Genomic DNA, 24,537 nt, shown 5'->3' on the forward strand with positions numbered 1-24,537 from the left:
AAAAAATGGTCGAACAAAATCCAAAACGCTCTGGTGAACCACCAGTATGGTTGATGTTTGGTGCTGGCGGAACTGTCAGTGCGATTTTCTTCCCAGTGGTAATCTTAATCCTTGGTTTATTGTTACCATTTGGATTAATTGATCCACATAACTTAATTACATTCGCTTATTCTTGGATCGGAAAATTAGTTATCTTAGTTTTAACCATTTTCCCAATGTGGTGTGGTTTACACCGTATCCATCATGCGATGCACGATCTTAAGATTCACGTGCCAGCAGGCGGATTTATCTTTTACGGTTTGGCAATGATTTACACAATTTGGGTGTTATTTGCTGTATTAGGTTTGTAATTTAAAACAACACTAAATGGATAAATAAAAGTGCGGTCAAAAAAATGACCGCACTTTTTTCTTGAATTTTTCGTTCATATCTATAAGATCTGCGAACATTTATTCTAAAAATAACTTTATATGAAAGAAAAATCTCAATTAACCAATTTACAAACAGAAATACAAACTCGTTACGATAGTTTAAGTAAAAGACTTAAACAAGTTGCAAAATATATCTTAGATAATAGTGACAGTATTGTTTTTGATACCGTTGCCGTTATTGCAGAAAAGGCTGATGTTCCTCCTTCAACGCTTATTCGTTTTGCTTCTGAATTCGGTTTTTCCGGTTTTAACGAAATGAAACAAATCTTCCGTGAGAATCTTATGGAAAAGACCACTAATTACACGGAAAGACTTCAACTTTCACATAAAATTGCTAAATCAGAAGGTGAAGAATCACCAGAAGATATTTTGACTATTTTCTCACAAGCTAATAGCCAAGCGTTACATCAGTTAGCTGAACAAACTACAAATGAACAAATTCATGAAGCAGCCAAAATCCTCAAAGAGGCCAATAATATTTTTATCATTGGATTAAAGCGTTCTTTTAGTGCTGCCTGCTATTTAAACTATGCCTTACAACACTTAGATTGTCGTTCTTTTTTAATTCATGGATTAGGTGGAATGTTTGATGAGCAGCTTAATCAAGTCAAAGAAGGAGATGTTGTTGTTGCCATTAGTTTTTCACCTTATGCAGCTGAAACAGTTAATATTAGTAAGGTTTGTGCTAAAAAAGGAGTTAAACAAATTTCTATTACGGATAGCCAAATTAGTCCATTACTCGCATTTAGTGATATTGCATTTGTTATCAAAGAAGCACAAGTACTCGGCTTCCGTTCTCAATGCTCAACAATGACCCTCGTGCAAACACTTGCTATTGTATTAGGTTTAGAAAAAGAAAAAGATAAAAACACCAAATAATAAAAATGCCCCAATATGAGGCATTTTACATTTACAATTATTGACGAGATTTCCAAAGCTTAATGAGTCTTCTGTATCTTTCACTCACTTCAGCAACAAGCCCATCATCTGTTAATTTTCCACTTAACCAATCTCCTGATGGTTGCCCGAAAATTGTTCGTCCTACAGCAAAACCTTTGACTAAAGGTGCATTAGCTGATGCATCAAATACTGCTTTAAACTTATCTTCCGGTGCATCCAAACCTAAAATCAAGATTCCACGGCAATATGGATCATTTGCTTGAATGACTTCGCTAATATGCGCCCAAGCTTTCGCTGAAACACCTGGTAATTTCCACCAATCTGGTTTAATGCCCAAATGATAGAAATGCGTAATAATTTCAGCATAGTATTCTTCATTTTGTTCCATATCTGAAGGTAAAATCACTTCTAATAGCAATTCATGTCCTGTTCGACAGCAAGCTTGATACACTTGTTTTAATGTTGCATCTTGCTCTGTTTTCATTTCAATACTGTCTTTCGGATGGTAAAAGACCAAACATTTCACCACATGTTCTTGTGGCCAGCTTGCTAATTGACTACCTAAATCACCATATTCCAAACGTAATGGGCGAGAAGCTGGAAGTTCAATTGGACGTCCAATCCACCAATGTTTACCGGTAATTTCATTTAGTGCGGCTTGACCAAAAGTAGTATCGGCAAGAATTCCTGCTTGTCCATCATAAATTCCCTCTTCCTGTGCTGTTCTTTCAGCTGCTTGTAAGAGAAGTTGTTTCAATTTAGGAATTCGTTTGACATCTGCACCACATTTCTCAGCGAGATCAACTAACTGTTTGCGATGATCAAAAGCAAAGATACATAAATTATCCCATTTTGCTTTTCGGGTAGTGACTCGATGCAAATGATTCAGTTGAGGATCTAAATCTGGACGAGGGACTGATTGTGCACGAGCTAAGTAATTATCTAACTCGGCTTTTGTTGGCATCGCTGGAGCACAACCGTGGCGAGACACCACTAATGCACCACACGCATTGGCATAACGACAAGATTGTTCCCAGCCTTCATTATTAATGTAACCTCGAATGAGGCCTGACATGAATGCATCACCTGCACCAAGCACGTTCAATACTTCCACTCTCACGCCATAAACATTTAATCCACCATCCAAATCATCAGGGATATCCCCTTCAAATACTGAACAGCCTAATGCGCCACGTTTACAAACCAAAACTGCATGGCTGAACTTACGTACATTTTTAAGTGCGGTTAATGTATCGGTTGAACCGCCAGCAATATGGAATTCTTCTTCGGTACCCACGAGTACATCAAAATGATGTAATACTTCTTGTAAGGATTTCGTTACCGCTTCTGAATCAATAAAGCGAGTTTCACCATCACCAAGAGAAGTGAGTCCCCATAATACCGGGCGATAATCAATATCTAACAAACGTTTTGTATTATTTCTACCTGCATATTCTAATGCGGTTAACACGGCTTCCCTGGTTTTCGGGTGGGATAAATGAGTCCCTGTTATAGCTAATGCTTTCGCTGAGGCAATATAGCTTTCATCAAAGTCTTCTTTTGTAATAGCCATATCAGCACAATTTTCACGATAGAAAATTAATGGGAATGTGTCCTGATCTTTAATACCTAAAATGACAAGTCCGGTTAGGCGTTCTTTATCCGTAATGAGATGACTGGTATCTACGCCAACACGCTGTAATTCTTCACGCAAGAAACGGCCCATATGCTCATCCCCAACACGTGCTAGCATTGAGGATTTCACACCTTGCACAGCAGTTCCATAGGCAACATTACCTGAAGATCCACCTAGATATTTGGAAAAAGAAGATGCATCTTCTAATCTCGCACCAATTTGTTGTGCATAAAGATCAACAGCTACTCGACCGAGACAAATGAGGTCTAGTGTTTTTTCTACCGTTTTCATAATGCCATTCCTTCTAATTAATAAAGTTGCTTCGCTAACACAAATTGAAACATATATTTCAAAAAAAGCAATAACGAAATTTCATTTTTTAGACATTAATCACAAAATCAATATCTAAAAACTGTTCTACTACATCTAAAACAATCCTGTTTAATACGCAGTCTAACCTTCATTTATAAAATCGGATTCTCGTGCTAAAAAAAGTTTGATCTATGTCTCAAAAATGAAATTTTTATTTCAAAAATATTTAAAATTAGAAGAATGCTTATATACTAGCACTAATGCAAGTTACCCTAAAAGGAGATTACAATGAAAACTGTAAGACTAACTGTGGCACAAGCGCTAATAAAATTCCTTGATAATCAATATATTGAGTTTGACGGTAAAGTCACTAAATTCGTTGAAGGTATCTTTGGTATTTTTGGACATGGCAATGTATTAGGCATTGGTCAAGCATTAGAACAAGACAGCGGTAATCTCATCGTTCGTCAAGGGCGTAATGAACAAGGTATGGCTCATGTGGCCATTGGTTTTGCAAAACAAAATCTACGTAAAAAAATTTATGCTTGTACCTCTTCTGTTGGGCCTGGTGCGGCCAATATGATTACCGCCGCAGCAACCGCAACAGCCAATCGTATCCCACTTCTTCTTTTACCAGGTGATGTGTTTGCAACCCGCCAACCAGATCCTGTTTTACAACAAATTGAGCAATTTCACGACTTAAGCATTAGTACAAATGATGCATTTAAAGCAGTAAGCAAATACTGGGATCGTGTTAGCCGCCCAGAACAATTAATGACTGCCTGTATTAATGCCATGCGAGTATTAACCGACCCTGCAGACACTGGGGCAGTAACTCTCGCTCTACCGCAAGATGTTCAAGCTGAAGCCTATGATTTTCCTGAATATTTTCTACAAAAACGGGTTCACAGAATTGAAAGAACACTACCAACGGAGCCGATGTTGAAATCTGCTATTGAGCTTATTATTAGTTCGAAAAAACCATTAATTATTTGTGGTGGTGGTGTGCGTTATTCAGAAGCCGCAGAACAACTCAAACACTTTGCAGAAACATTCCATATTCCTTTTGCAGAAACACAAGCAGGTAAAAGTGCGGTTGTTTCTGAACACGTTTTGAATGTGGGCGGCGTAGGCGAAACAGGTTGTTTAGCCGCTAATATCTTGGCAAAAGAGGCGGACCTCATTATCGGTATTGGTACTCGCTATACAGATTTCACAACTTCCTCTAAATGGATCTTCCAAAATCCAGAGGTGAAATTCCTAAATATTAACGTTGCTCGTTTTGATGCCTATAAATTAGATGGTGTCCAAGTGGTAGCTGACGCTAAAGAAACCCTAGAAAAACTCACTGCACTTCTATCGCCAACAGGTTATCGGTATCGTGCACAGTGGGGCAATTCAATTAGTGAGGCTAAAACGCAATTTAAACAGGAATTACAACGTATTTATCACGCGACTTACACTGAAAAAGATTTCATCCCAGAAGTGAATGATGCCTTGGATCGAGAAAAAGTTTATGAGGAGTTTATTAAACTTACTCAATCTTGCTTAACACAAAGCCGTGTTCTAGGTATTCTCAATGAGACCTTAGGTGAAAACGATATCATTGTAGGGGCGGCTGGTAGCTTACCTGGCGACTTACAACGCGCATGGCAATCTAAAGGCGAAAATACCTACCATTTAGAATATGGCTATTCTTGTATGGGCTATGAAGTCAATGCGGCTTTAGGAGCAAAATTAGCTCAACCAGAAAAAGAGGTTTATGCCTTATTAGGTGATGGTTCTTATATGATGCTTCATTCTGAACTTGTCACATCCGTACAAGAAAATAAAAAAATTAACGTCGTTTTATTCGACAATATGACTAACGGATGTATTAACAACTTACAAATCGGCAATGGTATGGATAGCTTTGCGACAGAATTCCGTTTCAGAAATCCACAAACCAACAAATTAGATGGTGGATTCGTAGCTGTCGATTTTGCCATGAACGCTGCCTCTTACGGATGTAAGACCTACAAAGTCACAACAGAAGAAGAATTGTACACTGCCTTAGCCGATGCTAAAAAACAAAATGTTTCCACCTTAATTGATATTAAAGTACTACCAAAAACCATGATACATGGTTATGGCAGTTGGTGGCACGTCGGCGTAGCAGAGGTTTCTGAAAAAGAGACTATCCGTAAAGCTCATGAGAATAGTGTGAAACACATTAACGAAGCAAGACGTTATTAGTCAAAGATTTGATTTATCTCCAATTTAACTACTCTTTCGAGAAGGAAAAACTATGAAAACAGAAAACGTGAAATTAGGTATTGCGCCAATTGGTTGGACTAACGATGATATGCCTGATCTTGGCAAAGAAAATACCTTTGAACAATGTGTTAGTGAAATGGCGCTGGCCGGTTTTACTGGATGCGAGGTCGGAAATAAATATCCGCGCGATGTAGAAGTACTAAAACACAAATTGAGTGTTCGTGGAATTCAAATTTGTAATGCTTGGTTTAGTACCTTTTTTGTAGATGGCAAAAAAGAAGAAACGATCAAAGAATTCATTAAACATCGAGATTTCCTTCATGCTATGGGAGCTAAGGTTATTGGCTGTTCTGAACAAAGCCGTAGTATCCAAGGCACAACAAAAGCTGTTTTTAAAGAAAAAACTGTTTTTACTGAAGAAGAATGGCAACTCCTTGCAGAGGGCTATAATGAACTAGCCAAATTAGCAGCTGAAAAAGGGATGAAAGTATGCCTGCATCATCACATGGGTACAGGTATTCAAACTCCGGCTGAAATTGATAAATATATGGCTGTCGTTAACGATGACGTGTATTTGTTATTTGATTCAGGTCATATCTATTATTCTGAAGGCTCACAAAAAGCGATGCTAGACGTATTAGAAAAATACATAGACCGAATTTGCCACGTGCATTTAAAAGATGTGCGTGATGAAGTTGTTGCTGAAGTAAAAGCAAATGATCTTAGCTTTTTAGAAGGTGTTCGAAAAGGCACATTCACCGTACCAGGTGATGGTGTAATCGATTTCAGACCAATTTTTGATATTCTTGAAAAACACAATTATAAAGGCTGGATGGTGGTTGAGGCAGAACAAGACCCTGCCATCGCTAACCCATTTGAATACGCCGTCAAAGGCCGTAAATACATTAAAGAAACAGCGGGGATCTAATTATGATTAAAGTAGGTATTATCGGCGCCGGTCGTATTGGTCGAGTACATTCTGAAAGTATTACAAAATATGTGAAGGGCGCTGAAATTAAAGCAATTTCTGACGTTAGAGTAACGGATGAGCTCAAACAATGGGCAAAAGGCATGGGCATTGCTCATGTTTATGAGGATTACAAACAAATTCTACAAGATCCGGAAATTGATGCCGTATTAGTCTGTTCTTCTACTAATACCCATGCACCTATTTCTATTGAAGCTGCTCGAGCAGGCAAACACATTTTCTGCGAAAAACCTGTTGATGCAGATGTCAATCGTATCAAAGAGGTGTTAGCTGAAGTGGAGAAAGCTGGCGTGAAATTCCAAGTTGGCTTTAATCGCCGCTTTGACCATAACTTCAAAGCGATTAAAACTCGTGTAGAAAATGGTGATATTGGTGAACCGCACTTAATTCGAGTAACCTCGCGTGACCCTGATGCACCACCAATTGAATATGTAAAAGTATCTGGTGGAATGTTCTTCGACATGACCATTCACGACTTCGACATGATTCGCTATTTATCTGGTAGTGAGGTTGTAGAAGTGTACGCAGCTGGTGGTGTGCTGGTCAATCCAGAAATCGGTAAAGCTGGCGACATCGATACGGCTGTTATCACCTTAAAACTTGCTAACGATGCTATTGGTGTGATCGATAATAGTCGAAAAGCTGTTTACGGTTACGATCAACGAGCTGAAGTATTCGGCTCAAAAGGTGCGGTGCAAACTCGCAATGATACCGATTCTACTGCGGTTTATTCCTGTGAAGCAGGTGTGATTGCCGAGAAACCTAAATACTTCTTCTTAGAACGTTATATGCAATCTTTTGCTGATGAAATGGCTTGTTTTGTTGATTCCGTAGTAAACGACAAACCAACTTTAGTGAATGGTAATGATGGGTTACAACCAGTGATTATCGCACTTGCGGCTAAACGTTCATTAGATGAAGGACGCCCAGTCAAATTAGCAGAAATTGCTTAGAACTAAACATATAAAGATGGAAAAAGACCTAAAGAAATTTAGGTCTTTTTTATATCCTAAAACGACAAAAAATGGTGAGAAACATTCCCTTATTTACCATAGAGATTTAGTTTCCAATAAGTCCACCTAGCATTTCAGATAATTACTACACATTTCAAAAACACCCTCTTTTTTGACCGCACTTTTCTTAATAAAAACGCATATATGCATTCTCTTTATGCTTTAAATTTTAATACTAATAAAAAAGGCCACCATAGGTAGCCTTTTCTGAAATCAATGGATATTTGTCTACATTACCCTTTTTTGCGACGTTTTAAGGTATCAAGTAATACTGCGATTACAATAATTGCCCCTTTAACAATTTGTTGCCAGTATGGATCCACACCTAGCATATTTAAGCCTTTATTGGTGGTACCGATAATTAAAGCCCCAATCACACACATTGGAATAGTACCAAAACCACCACTTAAAGAAACCCCACCAATAACTGCTGCGGCGATAGCATCAAGCTCCCAAGCCAAACCGTAAGATGGATTACCTGCATAGGTTCGAGATGCAAGTAAAGCACCTGCTAATCCAGATAATGCGCCACCTAGAATATAAACCCAAATTAATGTTCTATTTGTGTTAATACCACAGATTTTAGCTGCATTCAGGTTTCCACCTACTGCATAAACATGACGACCAAAGGTTGAACGGCTAAGTAAAATATGAGAAGCAATCACAATTAAGATATACAACAAGACCAGCCCTGGAAGTCCAAAAATATTCATATCCGCAATCCAGGTAAATGCTTCTGAAGAGGCATCAATTGGACGACCATCAGAGTAAAGCTGTGCGGCACCACGTGCAATAATCATCATACCTAAAGTTGAGATAAACGGCGGAATACCACCAAGCGCTGTAAATCCACCATTAAACAATCCCAATAAAGCACCAATTAAAATTGATGCGGCAAACGCCAGTAGCGCAGATGATACACTATCGCCACCAGTCACAATTGAAGCTGAAACGACTGCTGTAAGCGCCACCACAGAACCAGATGATAGATCGATACCCGTTGTGATAATGATGAAGGTTACCCCAATTGCAATAATACCAAACATGGATACTTGTTCGATAATACTCCATACTGTTCTAGCTGAAAAAAAGCCGTCTATTGAAACAGACAATGCCAAAAAGAGAAGAATTAAAATTAAGACCATTCCATACGCATTAATCATTTTCTTCAGTGTCACGTTTTCCATAATAAACCTCTCATTTTTTTAATCTTAATAAATAAACCATTCTAATTGATAGACACTAACCCGAAGCCAATTCAAGTACTCGCTCTTGAGTCAATTCTGCATGAGGAATGATGCCAACTTGATGCCCTTCGTGCATAACCATGACGCGATCACTCATTGATAAAAGCTCCAACATATCTGACGTAATCATAATGATCGTTTTACCTTGTTTTGATAACTCAACCATCAATTTATAGAGTTCAGCTTTAGCCCCGACGTCAATCCCTTTTGTTGGTTCATCTAAAATCAAAATTTCAGGCTCTAGTAATAACCAACGAGCAAGCAATACTTTTTGTTGGTTACCGCCAGACAGATTATTCGTAATCACATCCACATTTGGCGCTTTTATTTTGAGTTTTGTTTTTTGTTCATTTGCCGTTTTTTGTGCTCTTGCAACAGATACGAGAAAATTCTCTAAATAAGGCGACATCTCCGGCATAATCATATTGTCTGTAATGCTCAAATTTAGAAACAAGCCCGTCAATTTTCTGTCTTCAGTTACAAAGCCAATTTTATACTTCATGGCATCTAGCGGATTATTAATAATCGCTTTCTCGCCTCTAATATAAATCTCACCGCTATCCGCAGGTTTATAACCAAATAAACCTTCTACAATTTCTGAACGACCTGCACCAACTAATCCAGCAATACCAAAGATCTCACCTTTACGTACAGCAAAATTAATATCTTGATATTTTCCTTCTCGAGTAAAATGTTTAATTTCTAAAACAATCTCATCAGATAACTCAAAACGCTCACGTTGGAACATTTCTGACATATCACGACCAACCATCATTGAAATGAGTTGTTCTTTGGTTACTTCTTTTGTTGGCTTCGTATCCACATATTGACCATCGCGAATTACCGTGATCTCATCAGATACTCTAAAGACTTCATCTAATTTGTGAGAGATAAAGATAATCGCAATCCCTCTTGCTTTGACTGTTTCAATAATGCGATAAAGTTGATCCACTTCATTTTCTGTTAATGCCGTTGTTGGCTCATCCATAATGATCACTTTTGCATCGTTGGAAACAGCGGTAGCAATCGCAACTAGCTGAGCTTTTGCTACTGATACATCTGACATTTTTTCTGTCACATCCATCGGTACGCCAAGCTCTTTTAAAATAGCGGAGGCTTGCTCATTCATTGCTTTTTGATTAAGGAAAAATTTACCTTTCGTTATTTCCCGACCTAAATAAAAATTATCCGCAATCGTCAAGTTAGCAGCAGGAGAAATTTCCTGAGGCACCATAGTTAGACCACGACGAATTGCATCAATAGGACGTCCCGGTTTAAAAGGTTTATCATCTAGAATAAGTTCTCCACCTTCATCAGGAATATAAATTCCATATAGAATTTTCATCAATGTGGATTTACCTGCTCCATTTTCTCCCATCAGAGCGTGAACACTTCCACGCTTGACCCGGAGATTGATCTGATCTAATGCCTTAACCCCAGGAAATGTTTTCGATACATTTCTCATTTCTAAAATATAGGGAGAATTTGAGCTATTACTATTAGTCATGTTTAACTCCTTGACTCGATAAAAATAAATACGGAAATAACGTTATAAAGTGCGGTCAATTTACTCCTTATATTTGTTGACATATAGTTCCTTCATTTCTGGGGTAACCAATTCAAAAGGAATCCAGTTATATTTGGAAATCTCTTCACCAAGCGCAGCCTTGTAGGCCATTTCTGCACTCAATCGACCTTGTCCTGATGCAGATTGATAAACGGTAGCATCCAAGCCATTACCTAAATAAGCTAAAGCATCTGGTGTTGCATCAATTCCTACAATGAGCATGTCTTCATCTTTGAAGCCGAGTTTCTTCGCAGCTAATAAAGCCCCTATCGCCATTTCATCATTATTACTCAGAATTACATTTGCATCTCGGTGAGCTGAAAGCAGATTTTCTGCGACTTCCATTCCCTTAGCTCTATCCCATTTTGCCTCTTGTTCTGCGACCACTTTAATTTCAGGATGTTGAGCAAAGATCTTTTTATTACCCTCTGTTCGTTTAATTTGAGCTTCTAACCCCAACGGTCCAAGTAAAATAATGGCTTTAGCTGGTTTACCATTCAATGAATTAACAATAAATTCGCCTTGCATTTCACCACTTTTAATTTCTTCAGAACCAACGTAGCTCGCTACGTATTGCATGTCTTCTTCATTCGGTTTCACTGTCACCACAATTAAAGGAATCTTCGCTTTCCTTGCTTTTAATCCAATGGCTTTTACGATCTTTTGATCTGTTGGCATAATGATCAAAGCATCGACCTTCGAATCAATAAAATTTTCCACATCATTTAACATCTTGGCGGGATCGCCATTCGCATCGGCATATTTAAATTTAAGATTAGATTGGGAGGCGACAAACTTATCCATGGAATCCTGCAAATAAGTGGGATATTTATCTGCGAGGCTATACATTGAAACACCAACTACTATCGACTTGGCTAAAATAACTGGGGCAAAAAAGAGACTAATAACTAAAAGGCATACCTTTTTTAACATTGTTCATCCCTCCATTAATAAATCTCTTTAGCTTTAACCGGAAGGGTGATCACCCTTCCGTTATTTAGATGAGAAAATCTATTTTTTATATCTCGCTTGATATTCCTCTTTTTTATCTGGTGTAACGAGTTCAAAAGGCACCCATTTCACAGCTGGAACTTTTTCACCTTTTGCAGCAAGATAGGCCATTTCAGCTCCCGCAGAACCTTGTCCGGCAGCTGATTGGAACACTGTTGCATCTAATCCTTTACCTAAATAATCTAATGCATCAGGTGTTGCATCAAGGCCAACAATAATTAAATCTTCATCTTTAAGACCTAATTTTCTGCCTGCTAATACTGCGCCAATCGCCATTTCATCATTATTACTAACAACAACATTTAAATTTTTATTTGCCGCAAGTAAGTTTTCTGCAATTTCTAAGCCTTTGGCTCTATCCCATTTACCTTCTTGTTCAGTAAAAATTTTAATATTGTTATGCTGACCAAAAATTTCCTTATTGCCTTGCGTACGCTTAATTTGAGCATCTTGCCCTAAAGGCCCCATCAAGATTGCAGCTTCTGCAGGGCTACCTTTTAAGGTATCAACAATGAAGTTAGCTTGAATACGTCCACCTTCGATTTCATCCGATCCTACATAACTAGTAACGTACTGCATATCTTCATCTAATGGTTTACGATTGATAATAATGAGAGGGATACCGGCTCGTTTAGCTTTTTTGCCAATAACCTTAACAATATTTGGATCTGTTGGAACAACAAGTAATGCATCAACTTTTTGATCGATAAATGTTTCTGCATCATTTAATAAACGAGCGGGGTCACCATTCGCATCTGCGAGTTTAATTTCCACATCATCATGTGCTTTATCAAACTCACGAATGGCATCTTGAAGATAGGTTTGCCATTTATCAGAAAAGGCAACCATTGGTGCACCAATCACAACATTTTTAGCGATAACAGCTTGAGACGTTAATAAAACTCCACCACAAAGTAACGCAAGCAATGTTTTTTTCATAATGCTACTCCCTTTATTAGTTAAACGAATAACAAAGATTGAAATACAGCTATACTCTCGCAGTATGCGAATATAAATTTCATCAAGGTACAAATTGGAATAAATCATCCAATGCTATCTATATCATTAAAAGAAGATTTTCTGCAACTGTCATTTTTTGAAAGTGTGAAGTAGATCTTACTTTTTAGTCGAAAATATTTACTATTCACAAAATCTTCCGATTAATAATAAAAAAATAAGGGGCACTATAATTGAATGCCCCTCATCGAATTACGCTATTTCTTCCACATTAACCCAACGTTTTTGGTGATACGATAATGCTATTGCATCTAACACGCGAGACACCTTATATCCTTCTTCAAAATCAGGATATAAAACACCTTCAGGTGAAGCTAAACCATTTACTAAATCTCTAATCTCCACAGTTTTCTGATCGTTAAAACCAATGCCATGACCTGCGCTCACACAAAAATTCTTGTAATCAGGATGCAATGGCCCAGTAAGGATTGTTTTAAAGCCTTGTCTTGCTGGATCTTCATCATGTAAATAAAGCTTTAATTCAGTCATTCTTTCTTGAGTATAAGAAATACTACCTTTTGTTCCCGTAATCACATAGCTCAGTCCCATTTTTCGTCCGCAAGCAATTCGAGACGTTTCAATCGTTCCCATGCATCCATTATCAAATCGAACCAAGGCTGTCGCCTGATCTTCATTCTCAACATCTAAACGTTCTTGTAAATTATGAGGATTTGGGCGATTTTTAATTACCGTTTGCATATCTCCGATAACAGCTCGAATATCCTGCCCTAATAAATACTGAGACATCTGTACAATATGAGCGGCTAAATCTCCCAATGCACCTAGTCCTGCTTTTTCTTTCACGCAATGCCAATCCAATGGTGTATTTTCATTAGCTAAGTAATCTTCATTATGAGTACCATAAAAATGTACTACGTCTCCAATTTCACCATTAGCAATAATTTCTCTGGCTAATTGAGTAGTTGGATTCTTTATGTAATTAAACCCAACCAAGGTCTTAACATTTGCTTTCTTCGCCGCTTCATACATTAATTTGGCATCTTCTGCAGTGAGAGCTAGCGGTTTTTCAGAGTAAACATGTTTACCATTGGCAATGGCTGCTAATGCAATTTCTTTATGAAGAAAGTTTGGAGTGCAAATATCTACTACATCCACATTTGGATCTTGCACAATATCCCTCCAATCGCCCGTAAAACGATTAAAACCGAATTCTTTTGCCTTTTTCTCTGCTAATTCCGGTGTAATCTCGGCTAAATATTCCAGAACCAATTTAGCGTCAAGTGGAAATACTGTTGGAGCCTGAGCATAAGCAATAGCATGGCAACGACCAATATATCCAGTACCAACCAAACCAATTCGAACCTGTTTCATACGATATCCTTACTATTTATTGCATAGAACAAGAGGAGATAACGTCCTCAATGCGATTATCCCCTCTTCATGGTTTAAAAGATTATGTTAATTAAAGTGTCGGCATACTAAATGCAGCATTTTCAATTACATATTTATTTGGCCAACGTGTTGTCGTTGTTTTCATCTTCGTATAGAAACGAACGCCATCTGGTCCATAAACATTTAAGGTGCTGTAAGATGAATGTTTCCAACCACCGAAGCAATGGAATGACATTGGTACTGGAATTGGCACGTTAATGCCCACCATACCAGCCTGAACGTGATATGCAAACTCACGAGCAGCACCACCATCAGAGGTAAAGATAGCTGTACCGTTTCCATAAGGATGCTCATTAATTAACTTCATTGCTTCTTCAAAGCTTTTCGCTCTGACAATACCTAATACAGGCCCAAAGATCTCTTCTTTATAAATCACCATATCGGAAGTGACATTATCGAACAAAGAACCACCGATAAAGAAACCATTTTCATGACCAGCAGGTTTTTTACCTCGACCATCAACAATAAGTGTTGCACCTTCTTCCACAGCGGTTGTAATGTAATTTATCACATTGTTGAGATGTTGCTGAGTAATTAATGGACCAAAATCCATCTCTTTTTCACCATCTTTTGGAATACCTGGACCATAACGCAGTGCTTCTACTTTTGGTTTTAAAGCTGCCACTAATTTATCTGCAGTTTCATCATCAATCGTAACAGCCAATGCTAGTGCCATACAACGTTCACCCGCAGCACCAAATGCCGCACCTAATAAAGCATTTGCGGTAGATTCAATATCTGCATCCGGCATAATTAATGCATGGTTTTTCGCGGCACCAAAAGTTTGTACGCGTTTGCCGAATTCAGAACCGACTTTATATACATGTGCTGCAGCTGGTGTAGAACCCACAAAACTCACAGCATGAACACGCGGATCACGCAATAAAACTTCATTATCATGACGATCACCATGTACTACATTAAATACGCCATCTGGTAAACCTGCTTCTTTTAACAATTCAGCCAAACGAATAGATAAGGAAGGATCTGCTTTAGCCGGTTTTAAAATGAAAGTATTACCGCAAGCTAATGCAATTGGGAACATCCACATTGGCACCATTGCAGGGAAGTTAAACGGTGTAATACCAACAGTTACCCCTAGTGGTTGCAAAGATGAATGAATATCGATGCCACGCCCTGCTTGCTCTGAAAATTCACCTTTTAATAAATGAGGAATACCGCATGAGAATTCAACAACTTCTAAACCACGAGTTAATTCACCACAAGCATCAGAATAAACCTTACCATGCTCCTCTACAATTAAACGAGCTAATGAATCCCAATCTCTTTCTAGCAATTCTTTAAATTTAAACATAATCCGGGCACGACGTAGCGGAGAGGTTGCTGACCAATCAGCAAAAGCTTTATGTGCTACTTCGATAGCTTCATTTACATCATCCGGAGTACTCATAATCACTTGGCGAATTTGCTCACCTGTTGCAGGATTATAAATTGGATGCGCTTTTGTCCCTCTGCTTGGTACTTGTTTACCATTAATAAAGTTATAAACAGTTTCCATTTTGAACTCCTTCATACAGTTTCAGAAATTAAGATGCGACAAATGAATAACAACTTGCATAAAAAACAATACTCATTCTTTAAATCTAGTATAGAGTAGGCAAACAAATTGAACATTTCAATCCATTTATTGAAATATTGGATATTTTATTTCATTTATGTGATCTATGTCTGATTTTTTAGAAATCTCGCTAGATTAATTCAGTGAACGGAGTATTATCTTAAGAAGTTATTCGGCTATTTTAGGAGCATGAAATGAGTTATTTACTATCCAAATCACGAAAAGATCATCCTGAAAAGAATGGTGAAGTACAAAAAATCACCCCAAAAACAGCGAATTGGGAGTACGTTGGTTTTGAAATGTACCATCTACAAGAAGAGCAAAAACTAACTTTCGATACTGAAAATACTGAAACCTGTTTTGTTCTCGTTGCTGGTAAAGCTACTATTGTTACATCCCAAGCCACTTTCGAGCATATTGGTAATCGCGCCTCTCCATTTGAGCGGATTCCACCTTATTCAGTCTATGTTCCACACCAACAAAAAGTACAAATCAAAGCTGAAAGTTATTTAGAATTGGCTGTTTGTAGAGCACCAAGTCAAGGTAGTTTACCAATTCGTTTAATTAAACCAGAGGATGTTGGTGTAGAAAAACGCGGATATGGAAATAATAAACGCTTAGTACATAATATTCTCCCTGAAACTGAAACCGCAGATGCCTTATTGGTTGTTGAAGTATTTACAGATGAAGGCAATACGAGTTCTTTCCCTAGCCATAAACACGACGATAAAAACTCTCCGACTGAAACCTATTTGGAAGAAACCTACTATCATCGTTTCTCACCATCACAGGGTTTTGCATTACAACGAGTTTATACTGATGACCGTTCACTAGATGAATGTATGGCTGTGTATGATGGAGATGTTGTTCAAGTACCCAAAGGATACCATCCAGTCTCAACTATTGCAGGTTATGACAATTATTATTTAAATGTTATGGCTGGTCCTGTAAGAAAATGGCGGTTTACTTGGGAACAAGATCATTCTTGGATTAATAGTGAAAAATATGCAGATAAATTTAAATAATTTGAGATATTATCTTTGGCTAAGAAAAATATTTTCTAAATCTGTATAAACAAAAAACCCGACATTACGTCGGGTTTTCTTTTATCAAAAACTTTGATAATTATTCTGCAACAACGATAACATCTAATGTTGCAAATACTTCGCCGTGAAGTTGGAAACGAACATCGTGATCACCAAGAGTACGGATTGGACCGTTTGGTAAACGAACTTCGCTTTTCGCAATTTCAACGCCTGCTGCAGTTACTGCTTCTGCTACATCACGAGTAGTGATTGCGCCGAATAAACGACCTTCATCACCTGCTTTAGATGCGATAGTTACAGAACCTAATGCAGTCACTTGTGCTGCGCGAGCTTGAGCTGCTGCTAAACTTGCTGCTGCCGCTGCTTCTAACTCTGCACGACGTGCTTCAAAGTGTTCAATGTTAGCTTTAGTTGCCATAACTGCTTTACCTTGTGGGATTAAGAAGTTACGAGCGAAACCTGATTTAACATTAACTTGATCACCTACGTTACCGAGGTGAACGATTTTATCTAAAAGAATTACTTGCATTTCCTAACTCCTTCTTAATTGTGATGAGAATCAGAGTAAGGTAATAACGCTAAATAACGAGCGCGTTTGATTGCGCGTGCTAATTGGCGTTGGTACTTCGCACGAGTACCGGTAATGCGGCTTGGTACAATTTTGCCGCTTTCAGAAATGTAGTTCTTTAATGTAGCGATATCTTTGTAATCGATTTCAACAACATTTTCCGCTGTGAAACGGCAGAACTTACGACGACGGAAATAACGTGCCATTTGGCTGTCTCCTAATCTATAAATTCGATTTGCTCGGCATGCAATACTAACTGCGTTAAACCATTCGAGGTTTTATGTGAAGTAATAAACCCCACCACAAGAAGTTTACTGCCGACCGTAATGCTTTGAGTTTTTTCTATTAACTGATTGCCACTGACCTGAACTGGCATCTTTAACCACGCTTGGCGTGATAAACCACTTTCGACTTGCTCGGAACGATGTTCCAGCCAAAACTGGCAATGCGCAATCCCGTTAGGGCTTTTGCTTCGCTTGGGTAATTGACACGCAGTGCCGATTAACGAGAAGCGATTATCAAGTTTTGAATTACTCTTCAGCATCCTCAAAATCGTTGTTTTCAACTTCAGCTAAAGGTTTACGTTCTTCTTTAGCCGCTTTCATTGGGGACGCTTCGGTTACGGCGTGCTTAGTATGGATAACAAGACTGCGTAATACAGCATCGTTATAACGGAAAGTCGTTTCTAGCTCGTCGATGACTTGTTGAGGCGCTTCTACATTCATAAGCACATAGTGTGCTTTGTGTAATTTGTTAATTGGGTACGCTAATTGACGACGACCCCAATCTTCTAGGCGATGAACTTGACCACCAGCTTCTTTAACAGAACCTGTGTAACGTTCGATCATACCTGGTACTTGCTCGCTTTGGTCCGGATGAACCATAAACACGATTTCGTAGTGACGCATTACTGCTCCTTACGGGTTAATCAGCCTTTGACGTAGATTAGCCACCAATCTGCAAAGGCAAGGAACGAAAAAATGAACGTGGCTAAGGGCGCTGATTATACAGATTTTTTTCCAGACTTCAAATAATTTGTACGCTTTTCAAACAAAAAAAGCCGATATCAACATATCGGCTTTTCTTTTATTTCTAAATTAACGGCTACGGAAAATGATACGACCTTTGCTTAAGTCATAAGGTGTCATTTCTACAGTTACTTTATCACCCGTTAAGATACGAATATAGTTTTTACGCATTTTGCCAGAAATATGTGCAGTCACTACGTGACCATTTTCTAACTCAACGCGGAACATGGTATTTGGTAAGGTTTCCAAAATTGTGCCTTGCATTTCAATGCAATCTTCTTTTGCCATTTTATCCTCTAAAATTATGATTTTTTTGACCGCACTTTTTGCGGGTTATAAATGAAAAACGGGCGGATTATAGCCGTTTTTGGCGTTAGACGAAAGATTAAAATAAAATTGAGCAGAAAAAAATCACATTTTTTACCAATTTGTAAATTGTATCAAGACTTAGGAATGATTTACAAAAGAAAAACTTCCCCTATAATTGGTACATAGTAATCTCTTAGATGGTATAAAGAAATGAATAAAACATTACTAAGTAATAATAATCACCCCAATATTTCATTAACCTGTCAAAAATTTCAATATGGCGGAGGTATGGAACGATATCTTATTGATATTGTTAATGGATTCTCTCTGGCAAACATTACACCTAAAATTTACTCTGCCAAGTTTGATACTGCATTACCTGAATATGATTTAATTAATCCAGTTAAGATTAATCTTTCTTTTGTTCCTAAAAAATTGAGAACCTCGTTTCTTTCCTATTTTTCAAATAAATATAAAGAAACATCAGAAGTCTCACTTACCACCTCTTATACCCTATCTGACGTGGTTATTTGTGGTGGAAATCATAAAGGATATCTACAAGCATCAAAGAAAAAGCCAAGCATATCAGATCGATTTAAAATCATGGGTGAACAAAAATCCTTAAATCAATCAAAATATGTCATCGCTCATTCTGCATTAATGAAAAAAGAACTCGTTGAGTTATATCATATCCCAGAAAACAAAATTGACGTGATTTATCCTCCTATTAATACAGATAAATTCACACAAATCAATGAAGAAGAAAGAGTGAAGCTCAGAGAAAAGTTAGGTTTCAAAAAAGATGAAATCATTTACCTATTCCCTTCTACTGGGCATACGCGAAAAGGTTTCGATGTTTTGAAAAAATATTTTGAAAAAACTCTGTTGCCTATTCGCTTAGTGGTAGCAGGAACGCCTGTAGAAGAAAATCCTAAAATCTCTTCGCTTGGTTTTTGCAAAAATATGCCTGAATTATATCAAGCGGCAGATTTCACCATTATGGCATCTCAATATGAGCCATTTGGGCTTGTTGGACTAGAATCCATATTATCTGGTACGCCAGTTATTTTTTCTGAAAACATGGGATGCCTAGAAGTATTACAACATGAATTTGGCTATACATTTTCTAGAGAAAACATGAATACATTGGATGATGCAATTCAAAAATCAGTAAAACAAGCATCTGAACATCAACATCGTATTCTCAATCCAATGGACTGTATTCGTTATAATCCAAGTTTGAGTCATCATATTAAAACAATACTGGAACTCATCGCTAAATGATATTGCCCATGACAGTTACACTAAAATTTACAAAAGAAATACAGGCTCTATAATAACCGCACTTTTCTTATTAAATAGTACTTATGAATTCAAAAAAACACTTAGGCCATACCGCACGTAAACGTTTTGGTCAAAACTTTTTACATGATACTTCTGTAATTCAAGGTATCGTGGCGGCGATTTACCCACAACCCAATCAATTCTTAGTGGAAATTGGTCCGGGACTTGGTGCATTAACAGAGCCTGTTGGTGAACTTGTCGATCATCTGACTGTGATAGAGCTTGACCGAGATCTTGCAGAACGTTTACGTCATCATCCATTTTTACATCAAAAACTCACTGTTATTGAAACGGATGCGATGCAATTTGATTTTAGTGAGCTTTATACAAAAGAAAATTTGTCAGAAAAAGGGCAAAAATTACGTGTATTTGGTAACTTGCCATACAACATTTCTACGCCATTGATGTTCCACTTATTTAAGTACCATGATGTAATTCAAGACATGCACTTCATGCTACAAAAAGAAGTGGTGAAACGCTTATGTGCTGGACCAAATAGCAAAGCTTATGGCCGCTTAACCATTATGGCGCAATATTTCTGCCAAGTGATGCCTGTACTTGAAGTGCCACCTTCTGCATTTAAACCTGCACCGAAAGTGGATTCAGCCGTTGTGCGTTTAATTCCGCATAAGGAATTGCCGCACCCAGTGAAAGATTTATATTGGTTGAACCGTGTTTGCTCCCAAGCGTTTAATCAACGTCGAAAAACATTACGCAATGCACTTTCAACACTATTTTCACCTGAAAATCTGACCGCACTTGGTATTGATTTAAATGCACGTGCAGAAAATTTGGCTATCGCAGATTATGCGCGCTTAGCGAACTGGTTGGCGGATAATCCTCCTGCTGATGTCAATAAAGATGAAATCTTAGATTCAGAAGAGTAAAAAGAGCGGTCAAAAATGGCAACCTATTTCGTCGGTGATTTACAAGGCTGTTATGATGAATTACAGCTTTTATTAGAGCGTGTAGATTTCAATCCTACGCAAGATAAACTTTATCTTGTGGGGGATCTTGTCGCGCGTGGGGATAAATCACTTGAATGTCTTCGTTTCGTAAAATCACTTGGTAATGCGGCGCAAACCGTACTAGGGAATCACGATTTACATTTAATTGCGACCGCACTAGGTATTAAAAAAGTAAAATTGCGTGATCGTGTCGATGCCATTTTTAATGCGCCCGATTTTAATGAGCTGATTCATTGGTTACGCCACCAACCATTACTTGTACATAATGAAGAATTAAACTTCCTGATGGCACATGCCGGTATTGCGCCAGATTGGGATTTGGAAACTGCGAAAGCTTGCGCAGCTGAAGTTGAACAGATTTTACAGCACGGCGATTTTCATTATCTCATTGAAAATATGTATTCTGAACAGCCTGATCGCTGGTCACCTTATTTACAGGGCTTAGCGCGCCATCGCTACATTATTAATGCTTTCACTCGAATGCGTTTTTGCTATTTAGATCATCGCTTTGATTTTGCTTGTAAATCTCCTTTAAAAGATGCACCAGCGGAGCTCACGCCTTGGTTTAATTTAGATAATCCACTTTATAAACAAATTCCCATTGTCTTTGGGCACTGGGCAAGTTTAGTGGATGAACCTACACCACAAGGTATTTATGCACTAGATACGGGATGCGTGTGGAATAATCGAATGACTATGTTGCGTTGGGAAGACAAACAGTTCTTCACGCAAAGTGCGGTCAAAAATTACAGTGATTTTTAAGGAAACGCTATGCTCTCGCTTACGACTGAATCTTGTGAACTGTTCAATATTCCTTTCTATCAATTCGCCCAAATGAAAAAATTCTGCCCGGAAGATATTCCGGCGATTAAAGCTGATTACAAATTACATTGGGATAACTGGAAAGCGATTATTCAAGAAGTGGCGAAGCAACTTGGCATGCCTTTTGCGAAACCTCATATCGAAAGTTGGACCAATGGCTGGCAGGTTCGAGCACATTTCTTCGCTTATTTTAAATACGAGTTTAATCAAAATTCTGCAGCCATTTTTTCAGTGTTATTAAATCGTCGCCGACTAAGAGTATGTTTAGATTGGCATTGCTATCGTGCTGATCGCTCACAAATTAATGTGCAACAATATAATCAGTGGCTTGATCAATTTGATTTCAAACAATTTGCTGATTTTGATATTTGGCGAGAAGATGAAAGCGAATATGATGATTTTCGCCAAGTGAAGCGCATTTCTGAAAAAGATCTTCTCTTACGCTCAGATGAGGATTTTTGGTGCATAGGGAAAAGCATTGAAAAAGCTGAACTTTATCAAATTGATCCCGTTTCATTTATCACAAAAACCATTCAACAATTACAACCACTTTACGATCGTTGCCATCAATAAAGTGCGGTTATTTCTATTAAATTTTTTCGTCTTGTTTATTTGTTATGCTATCATTACATTAGTTTAACATTTTTAACAATTTTGCTTTTAGGAGTACTTTATGAAAAACGTCGTGATCGTTGGCGGTGGTGCTGGCGGCATAGAGTTAGCGACATTTTTAGGCGACAAATTAGGTCGCAAAAAACAGGCTAAAGTGACGCTTGTGGATCGCAATGCAACCCACTTGTGGAAACCCTTATTACATGAAATTGCTACGGGCGTGATGGATGATGGCACAGATTCTCTGAGCTATCGCGCACATGGTAAAAATCACCATTTCAGTTTTGAACAGGGTTCAATCACACGTATTAATCGTGAGCAAAAATATGTTGAACTAGCCCCCGTTTATGGGCAAGAAGGCGATATGCTCGTAGTTGCGCGCCGTATTCCTTATGATTACTTAGTGATTGCGATCGGTAGTAAATCGAACGATTTCAATACAAAAGGCGTCGCTGATAACTGTATTTTCTTGGATAGTTCTGATCAAGCACTTCGCTTCCAACAAAGAATGTTGGAATTATTCCTTAAATTCTCAGAAAACCGTGCATTAGACGATATTGGTGAAGAAGAATTTAAACAGAAATTGGTCGATGAGAGCAAAGTCAATATTGCGATTGTTGGCGGTGGTGCTACTGGCGTGGAATTAACCGCAGAGCTTTATCATGCAACTGAAGACTTATCTTCTTATGGTTACGGCAAAATTGATAATTCTTGCTTGCAAGTCACCTTAGTTGAAGCAGGTCCTCGCTTATTACCGGCTCTACCTGAAAATTTATCTGCAGCGGTATTAGATGAATTGCAAGAAATGGGGGCAAACGTGAAATTAAATACGATGATCACCGAAGCCCAACCAAATACGCTTATCACCAAAGATGGCGAAGAAATCAAAGCGGATCTTATTGTGTGGGCGGCAGGTGTTCGCACCTCAACGGTGACACAGCAATTCGATGGATTAGAGCTTAACCGCATCAATCAATTAGTAGTAAAAGATACTCTCCAAACCACAGTGGATGACAGTATTTTTGCCATTGGCGACTGTGCGGCATTAATGCAACCAAATGGAAAATTAGTCCCTCCAAGAGCGCAAGCAGCACATCAGATGGCAAAAGCCTGTGCAAAAAATATCTTTGCACTTTTTGAGCAAAAACCATTAAAAGCATTCAAATACAACGACAAAGGAACTTTGGTTTCTCTTTCAAGCTTTACCGCATTGGGTAGCATTTCAAATAAATTTGGGAAAAACCCACTAACTGTTCAAGGTAAATTTGCACAGTTTGCGTATGTGTCTTTATATCGTATGCATCAACATGCTTTGCATGGATGTATTAAGATTGGCTTGATTATTTTAGTGGATAAACTTAACCACTATTTAAAACCAAGATTGAAATTACATTAAGATAAAAAGTGCGGTCAAATCAATTTAACCGCACTTTTTTATTTCTTAAACAAGTTGATTTTTATGCTCATAAGCATAAAGCGTATTAAACATCAGCATGGCAACTGTCATTGGCCCTACTCCACCCGGTACTGGCGTAATATAAGCCGCTTTTTGTCGCGCCACATCATATTCCACATCACCCACTAATTTGCCATTGATACGGTTAATGCCCACATCAATGACTGTTGCCCCTTCTTTAATCCAATCGCCTGGAATAAAACGAGGCTTGCCGACGGCCACCACTAAAACATCCGCCTGACGAATATGATGCTCTAAATCTTTGGTGAAACGGTGTGTTACTGTGACCGTAGCACCTGCTAATAATAATTCAAGTGACATTGGACGACCCACAATATTTGAAGCCCCAACGATCACCGCATGTTTACCGTGTAAATCAATACCGGTGGTTTCTAATAATTTCATCACGCCATAAGGGGTGCAAGCACGTAAAGTTGGGATACGTTGGCATAAACGCCCCACATTATAAGGGTGGAAACCATCTACGTCTTTTTCAGGGCTAATACGCTCAATCACTAACGAACTATTAATCTGCTCCGGCAATGGAAGCTGTACCAAAATTCCATCAATGGTCTCATCGGCATTTAATTGGTCAATCAGTTGTAGTAGTTCCGCCTCTGTCGTGGTTTCAGGTAAATCATAGGATTTCGAGACCATTCCAATCTCTTCACAACTTTTACGTTTGCTACCCACATAGACTTGAGAAGCAGGATCTGCACCCACTAAAATTACTGCAAGCCCTGGAGCACGTTTACCTTGAGCACGATAATGTTCAATTTTACTGGTAACATCAGATTTGATTTTTTTTGATAGTTCAGTACCTGAAATAATTTGGGCGGTCATGCGTTTTTCCTCAAGGTGGAATTAAGTAAACGTTTGCTATTTTAACTGACAACGCCTTATTTTACAAAGACAATAAAAGAGCGGTTGAAAAAACTGGAATAATTTTGAGCAGTTGAAAGGATAATCTAAAAAATTAATTGACTGAAAAGAAAAGCTCACTATAATTGTGCT

General features: G+C 38.2%; 24 protein-coding genes. 11 read left to right on the forward strand and 13 right to left on the reverse strand.

The genetic code is table 11. From position 1 onward, the window contains the following. Nucleotides 1-5: 5 nt before the first annotated feature. Both frdD and DX522_RS03600 read left to right on the forward strand, forming a co-directional pair. The gene (gene frdD / locus DX522_RS03595; protein ID WP_049356147.1) at nt 6-350 is read left to right on the forward strand and encodes a fumarate reductase subunit FrdD; all 345 of its coding nucleotides are present in this window, start codon (nt 6-8) and stop codon (nt 348-350) included. Between the two features lie 120 nt (nt 351-470). Further along, the gene (locus tag DX522_RS03600; protein WP_115179850.1) at nt 471-1,310 is read left to right on the forward strand and encodes a MurR/RpiR family transcriptional regulator; all 840 of its coding nucleotides are present in this window, start codon (nt 471-473) and stop codon (nt 1,308-1,310) included. 37 nt (nt 1,311-1,347) lie between these two features. Here the strand turns inward: DX522_RS03600 and iolC are convergent, their stop codons facing one another. Further along, nucleotides 1,348-3,258 (reverse strand): bifunctional 5-dehydro-2-deoxygluconokinase/5-dehydro-2-deoxyphosphogluconate aldolase, encoded by a 1,911-nt coding sequence (gene iolC, locus DX522_RS03605; RefSeq protein ID WP_115179851.1) that lies wholly within the window; start codon nt 3,256-3,258, stop codon nt 1,348-1,350. Nucleotides 3,259-3,567: 309 nt separating this feature from the next. Between iolC and iolD the strand changes: the two genes are divergently transcribed. From iolD to iolG, 3 genes are read left to right on the forward strand one after another with little or no spacing between them, the layout of a single operon-like run. Then, complete coding sequence (gene iolD, locus DX522_RS03610; RefSeq protein WP_115179852.1) at nt 3,568-5,514, forward strand: 3D-(3,5/4)-trihydroxycyclohexane-1,2-dione acylhydrolase (decyclizing); 1,947 nt, start codon at nt 3,568-3,570, stop codon at nt 5,512-5,514. 52 nt (nt 5,515-5,566) lie between these two features. After that, nucleotides 5,567-6,463 carry a myo-inosose-2 dehydratase gene (iolE, locus tag DX522_RS03615; RefSeq protein WP_115179853.1) on the forward strand — a complete coding sequence of 299 codons (897 nt, stop codon included), beginning with the start codon at nt 5,567-5,569 and terminating at the stop codon, nt 6,461-6,463. Nucleotides 6,464-6,465: 2 nt separating this feature from the next. Beyond that, on the forward strand, nt 6,466-7,476 hold the full coding sequence (iolG, locus tag DX522_RS03620) for an inositol 2-dehydrogenase (protein ID WP_115179854.1): 1,011 nt from the start codon (nt 6,466-6,468) through the stop codon (nt 7,474-7,476). A 293-nt stretch (nt 7,477-7,769) separates the two neighbouring features. Here the strand turns inward: iolG and DX522_RS03625 are convergent, their stop codons facing one another. From DX522_RS03625 to DX522_RS03650, 6 genes are all read right to left on the reverse strand, one after another. After that, entirely contained in the window at nt 7,770-8,723 is a 954-nt protein-coding gene (locus tag DX522_RS03625) for an ABC transporter permease (protein ID WP_115179855.1), read from the reverse strand. 55 nt (nt 8,724-8,778) lie between these two features. Next, on the reverse strand, nt 8,779-10,290 hold the full coding sequence (locus DX522_RS03630) for a sugar ABC transporter ATP-binding protein (protein WP_115179856.1): 1,512 nt from the start codon (nt 10,288-10,290) through the stop codon (nt 8,779-8,781). A gap of 60 nt (nt 10,291-10,350) precedes the next feature. Continuing rightward, nucleotides 10,351-11,283 carry a sugar ABC transporter substrate-binding protein gene (locus DX522_RS03635; RefSeq protein WP_115179857.1) on the reverse strand — a complete coding sequence of 311 codons (933 nt, stop codon included), beginning with the start codon at nt 11,281-11,283 and terminating at the stop codon, nt 10,351-10,353. A gap of 78 nt (nt 11,284-11,361) precedes the next feature. Then, nucleotides 11,362-12,300: a substrate-binding domain-containing protein gene (locus DX522_RS03640; RefSeq protein WP_115179858.1), complete on the reverse strand. Its 939-nt coding sequence runs from the start codon at nt 12,298-12,300 to the stop codon at nt 11,362-11,364. Nucleotides 12,301-12,570: 270 nt separating this feature from the next. Further along, nucleotides 12,571-13,710 (reverse strand): Gfo/Idh/MocA family protein, encoded by a 1,140-nt coding sequence (locus tag DX522_RS03645; protein ID WP_115179859.1) that lies wholly within the window; start codon nt 13,708-13,710, stop codon nt 12,571-12,573. Nucleotides 13,711-13,801: 91 nt separating this feature from the next. Next, on the reverse strand, nt 13,802-15,310 hold the full coding sequence (locus tag DX522_RS03650; RefSeq protein ID WP_115179860.1) for a CoA-acylating methylmalonate-semialdehyde dehydrogenase: 1,509 nt from the start codon (nt 15,308-15,310) through the stop codon (nt 13,802-13,804). 254 nt (nt 15,311-15,564) lie between these two features. Between DX522_RS03650 and iolB the strand changes: the two genes are divergently transcribed. Then, nucleotides 15,565-16,395: a 5-deoxy-glucuronate isomerase gene (gene iolB / locus DX522_RS03655; protein WP_115179861.1), complete on the forward strand. Its 831-nt coding sequence runs from the start codon at nt 15,565-15,567 to the stop codon at nt 16,393-16,395. Nucleotides 16,396-16,495: 100 nt separating this feature from the next. Here the strand turns inward: iolB and rplI are convergent, their stop codons facing one another. From rplI to infA, 5 genes are all read right to left on the reverse strand, one after another. Next, nucleotides 16,496-16,945, reverse strand: a complete 450-nt coding sequence (gene rplI / locus DX522_RS03660; protein ID WP_014064775.1) for a 50S ribosomal protein L9 — start codon at nt 16,943-16,945, stop codon at nt 16,496-16,498. A 14-nt stretch (nt 16,946-16,959) separates the two neighbouring features. Continuing rightward, a complete protein-coding gene (rpsR, locus tag DX522_RS03665; protein WP_005696867.1) occupies nt 16,960-17,190 on the reverse strand; it encodes a 30S ribosomal protein S18 in 231 nt (76 codons plus the stop codon). 11 nt (nt 17,191-17,201) lie between these two features. Then, nucleotides 17,202-17,528, reverse strand: coding sequence for a primosomal replication protein N (gene priB / locus DX522_RS03670; RefSeq protein ID WP_115179862.1), 327 nt, complete (start codon nt 17,526-17,528; stop codon nt 17,202-17,204). Beyond that, nucleotides 17,515-17,892, reverse strand: a complete 378-nt coding sequence (rpsF, locus tag DX522_RS03675) for a 30S ribosomal protein S6 (RefSeq protein ID WP_005627620.1) — start codon at nt 17,890-17,892, stop codon at nt 17,515-17,517. Before rpsF ends, priB begins: the two co-directional genes overlap by 14 nt. A 189-nt stretch (nt 17,893-18,081) precedes the next feature. Next, the gene (gene infA / locus DX522_RS03680) at nt 18,082-18,300 is read right to left on the reverse strand and encodes a translation initiation factor IF-1 (protein WP_005627617.1); all 219 of its coding nucleotides are present in this window, start codon (nt 18,298-18,300) and stop codon (nt 18,082-18,084) included. A gap of 231 nt (nt 18,301-18,531) precedes the next feature. On the opposite strand from infA, the gene DX522_RS03685 reads away from it, so the two are divergent. From DX522_RS03685 to DX522_RS03705, 5 genes are all read left to right on the forward strand, one after another. Beyond that, on the forward strand, nt 18,532-19,605 hold the full coding sequence (locus tag DX522_RS03685; RefSeq protein ID WP_262054157.1) for a glycosyltransferase family 4 protein: 1,074 nt from the start codon (nt 18,532-18,534) through the stop codon (nt 19,603-19,605). Between the two features lie 83 nt (nt 19,606-19,688). Beyond that, entirely contained in the window at nt 19,689-20,552 is an 864-nt protein-coding gene (rsmA, locus tag DX522_RS03690) for a 16S rRNA (adenine(1518)-N(6)/adenine(1519)-N(6))-dimethyltransferase RsmA (protein ID WP_115179863.1), read from the forward strand. Between the two features lie 15 nt (nt 20,553-20,567). After that, entirely contained in the window at nt 20,568-21,395 is an 828-nt protein-coding gene (apaH, locus tag DX522_RS03695; RefSeq protein ID WP_115179864.1) for a bis(5'-nucleosyl)-tetraphosphatase (symmetrical) ApaH, read from the forward strand. A gap of 9 nt (nt 21,396-21,404) precedes the next feature. Then, nucleotides 21,405-22,028, forward strand: coding sequence for a glucose-6-phosphate 1-dehydrogenase family protein (locus DX522_RS03700; protein WP_115179865.1), 624 nt, complete (start codon nt 21,405-21,407; stop codon nt 22,026-22,028). 100 nt (nt 22,029-22,128) lie between these two features. After that, nucleotides 22,129-23,463 (forward strand): NAD(P)/FAD-dependent oxidoreductase, encoded by a 1,335-nt coding sequence (locus tag DX522_RS03705; protein ID WP_049365317.1) that lies wholly within the window; start codon nt 22,129-22,131, stop codon nt 23,461-23,463. Nucleotides 23,464-23,508: 45 nt separating this feature from the next. Here DX522_RS03705 and folD read toward each other — a convergent pair whose 3' ends face one another. Beyond that, nucleotides 23,509-24,366, reverse strand: coding sequence for a bifunctional methylenetetrahydrofolate dehydrogenase/methenyltetrahydrofolate cyclohydrolase FolD (gene folD, locus DX522_RS03710; RefSeq protein ID WP_115179866.1), 858 nt, complete (start codon nt 24,364-24,366; stop codon nt 23,509-23,511). Nucleotides 24,367-24,537 lie beyond the last annotated feature (171 nt).

The organism is Haemophilus parainfluenzae (genome assembly GCF_900450995.1).
Classification (GTDB): Bacteria; Pseudomonadota; Gammaproteobacteria; order Enterobacterales; family Pasteurellaceae; genus Haemophilus_D; species Haemophilus_D parainfluenzae_O.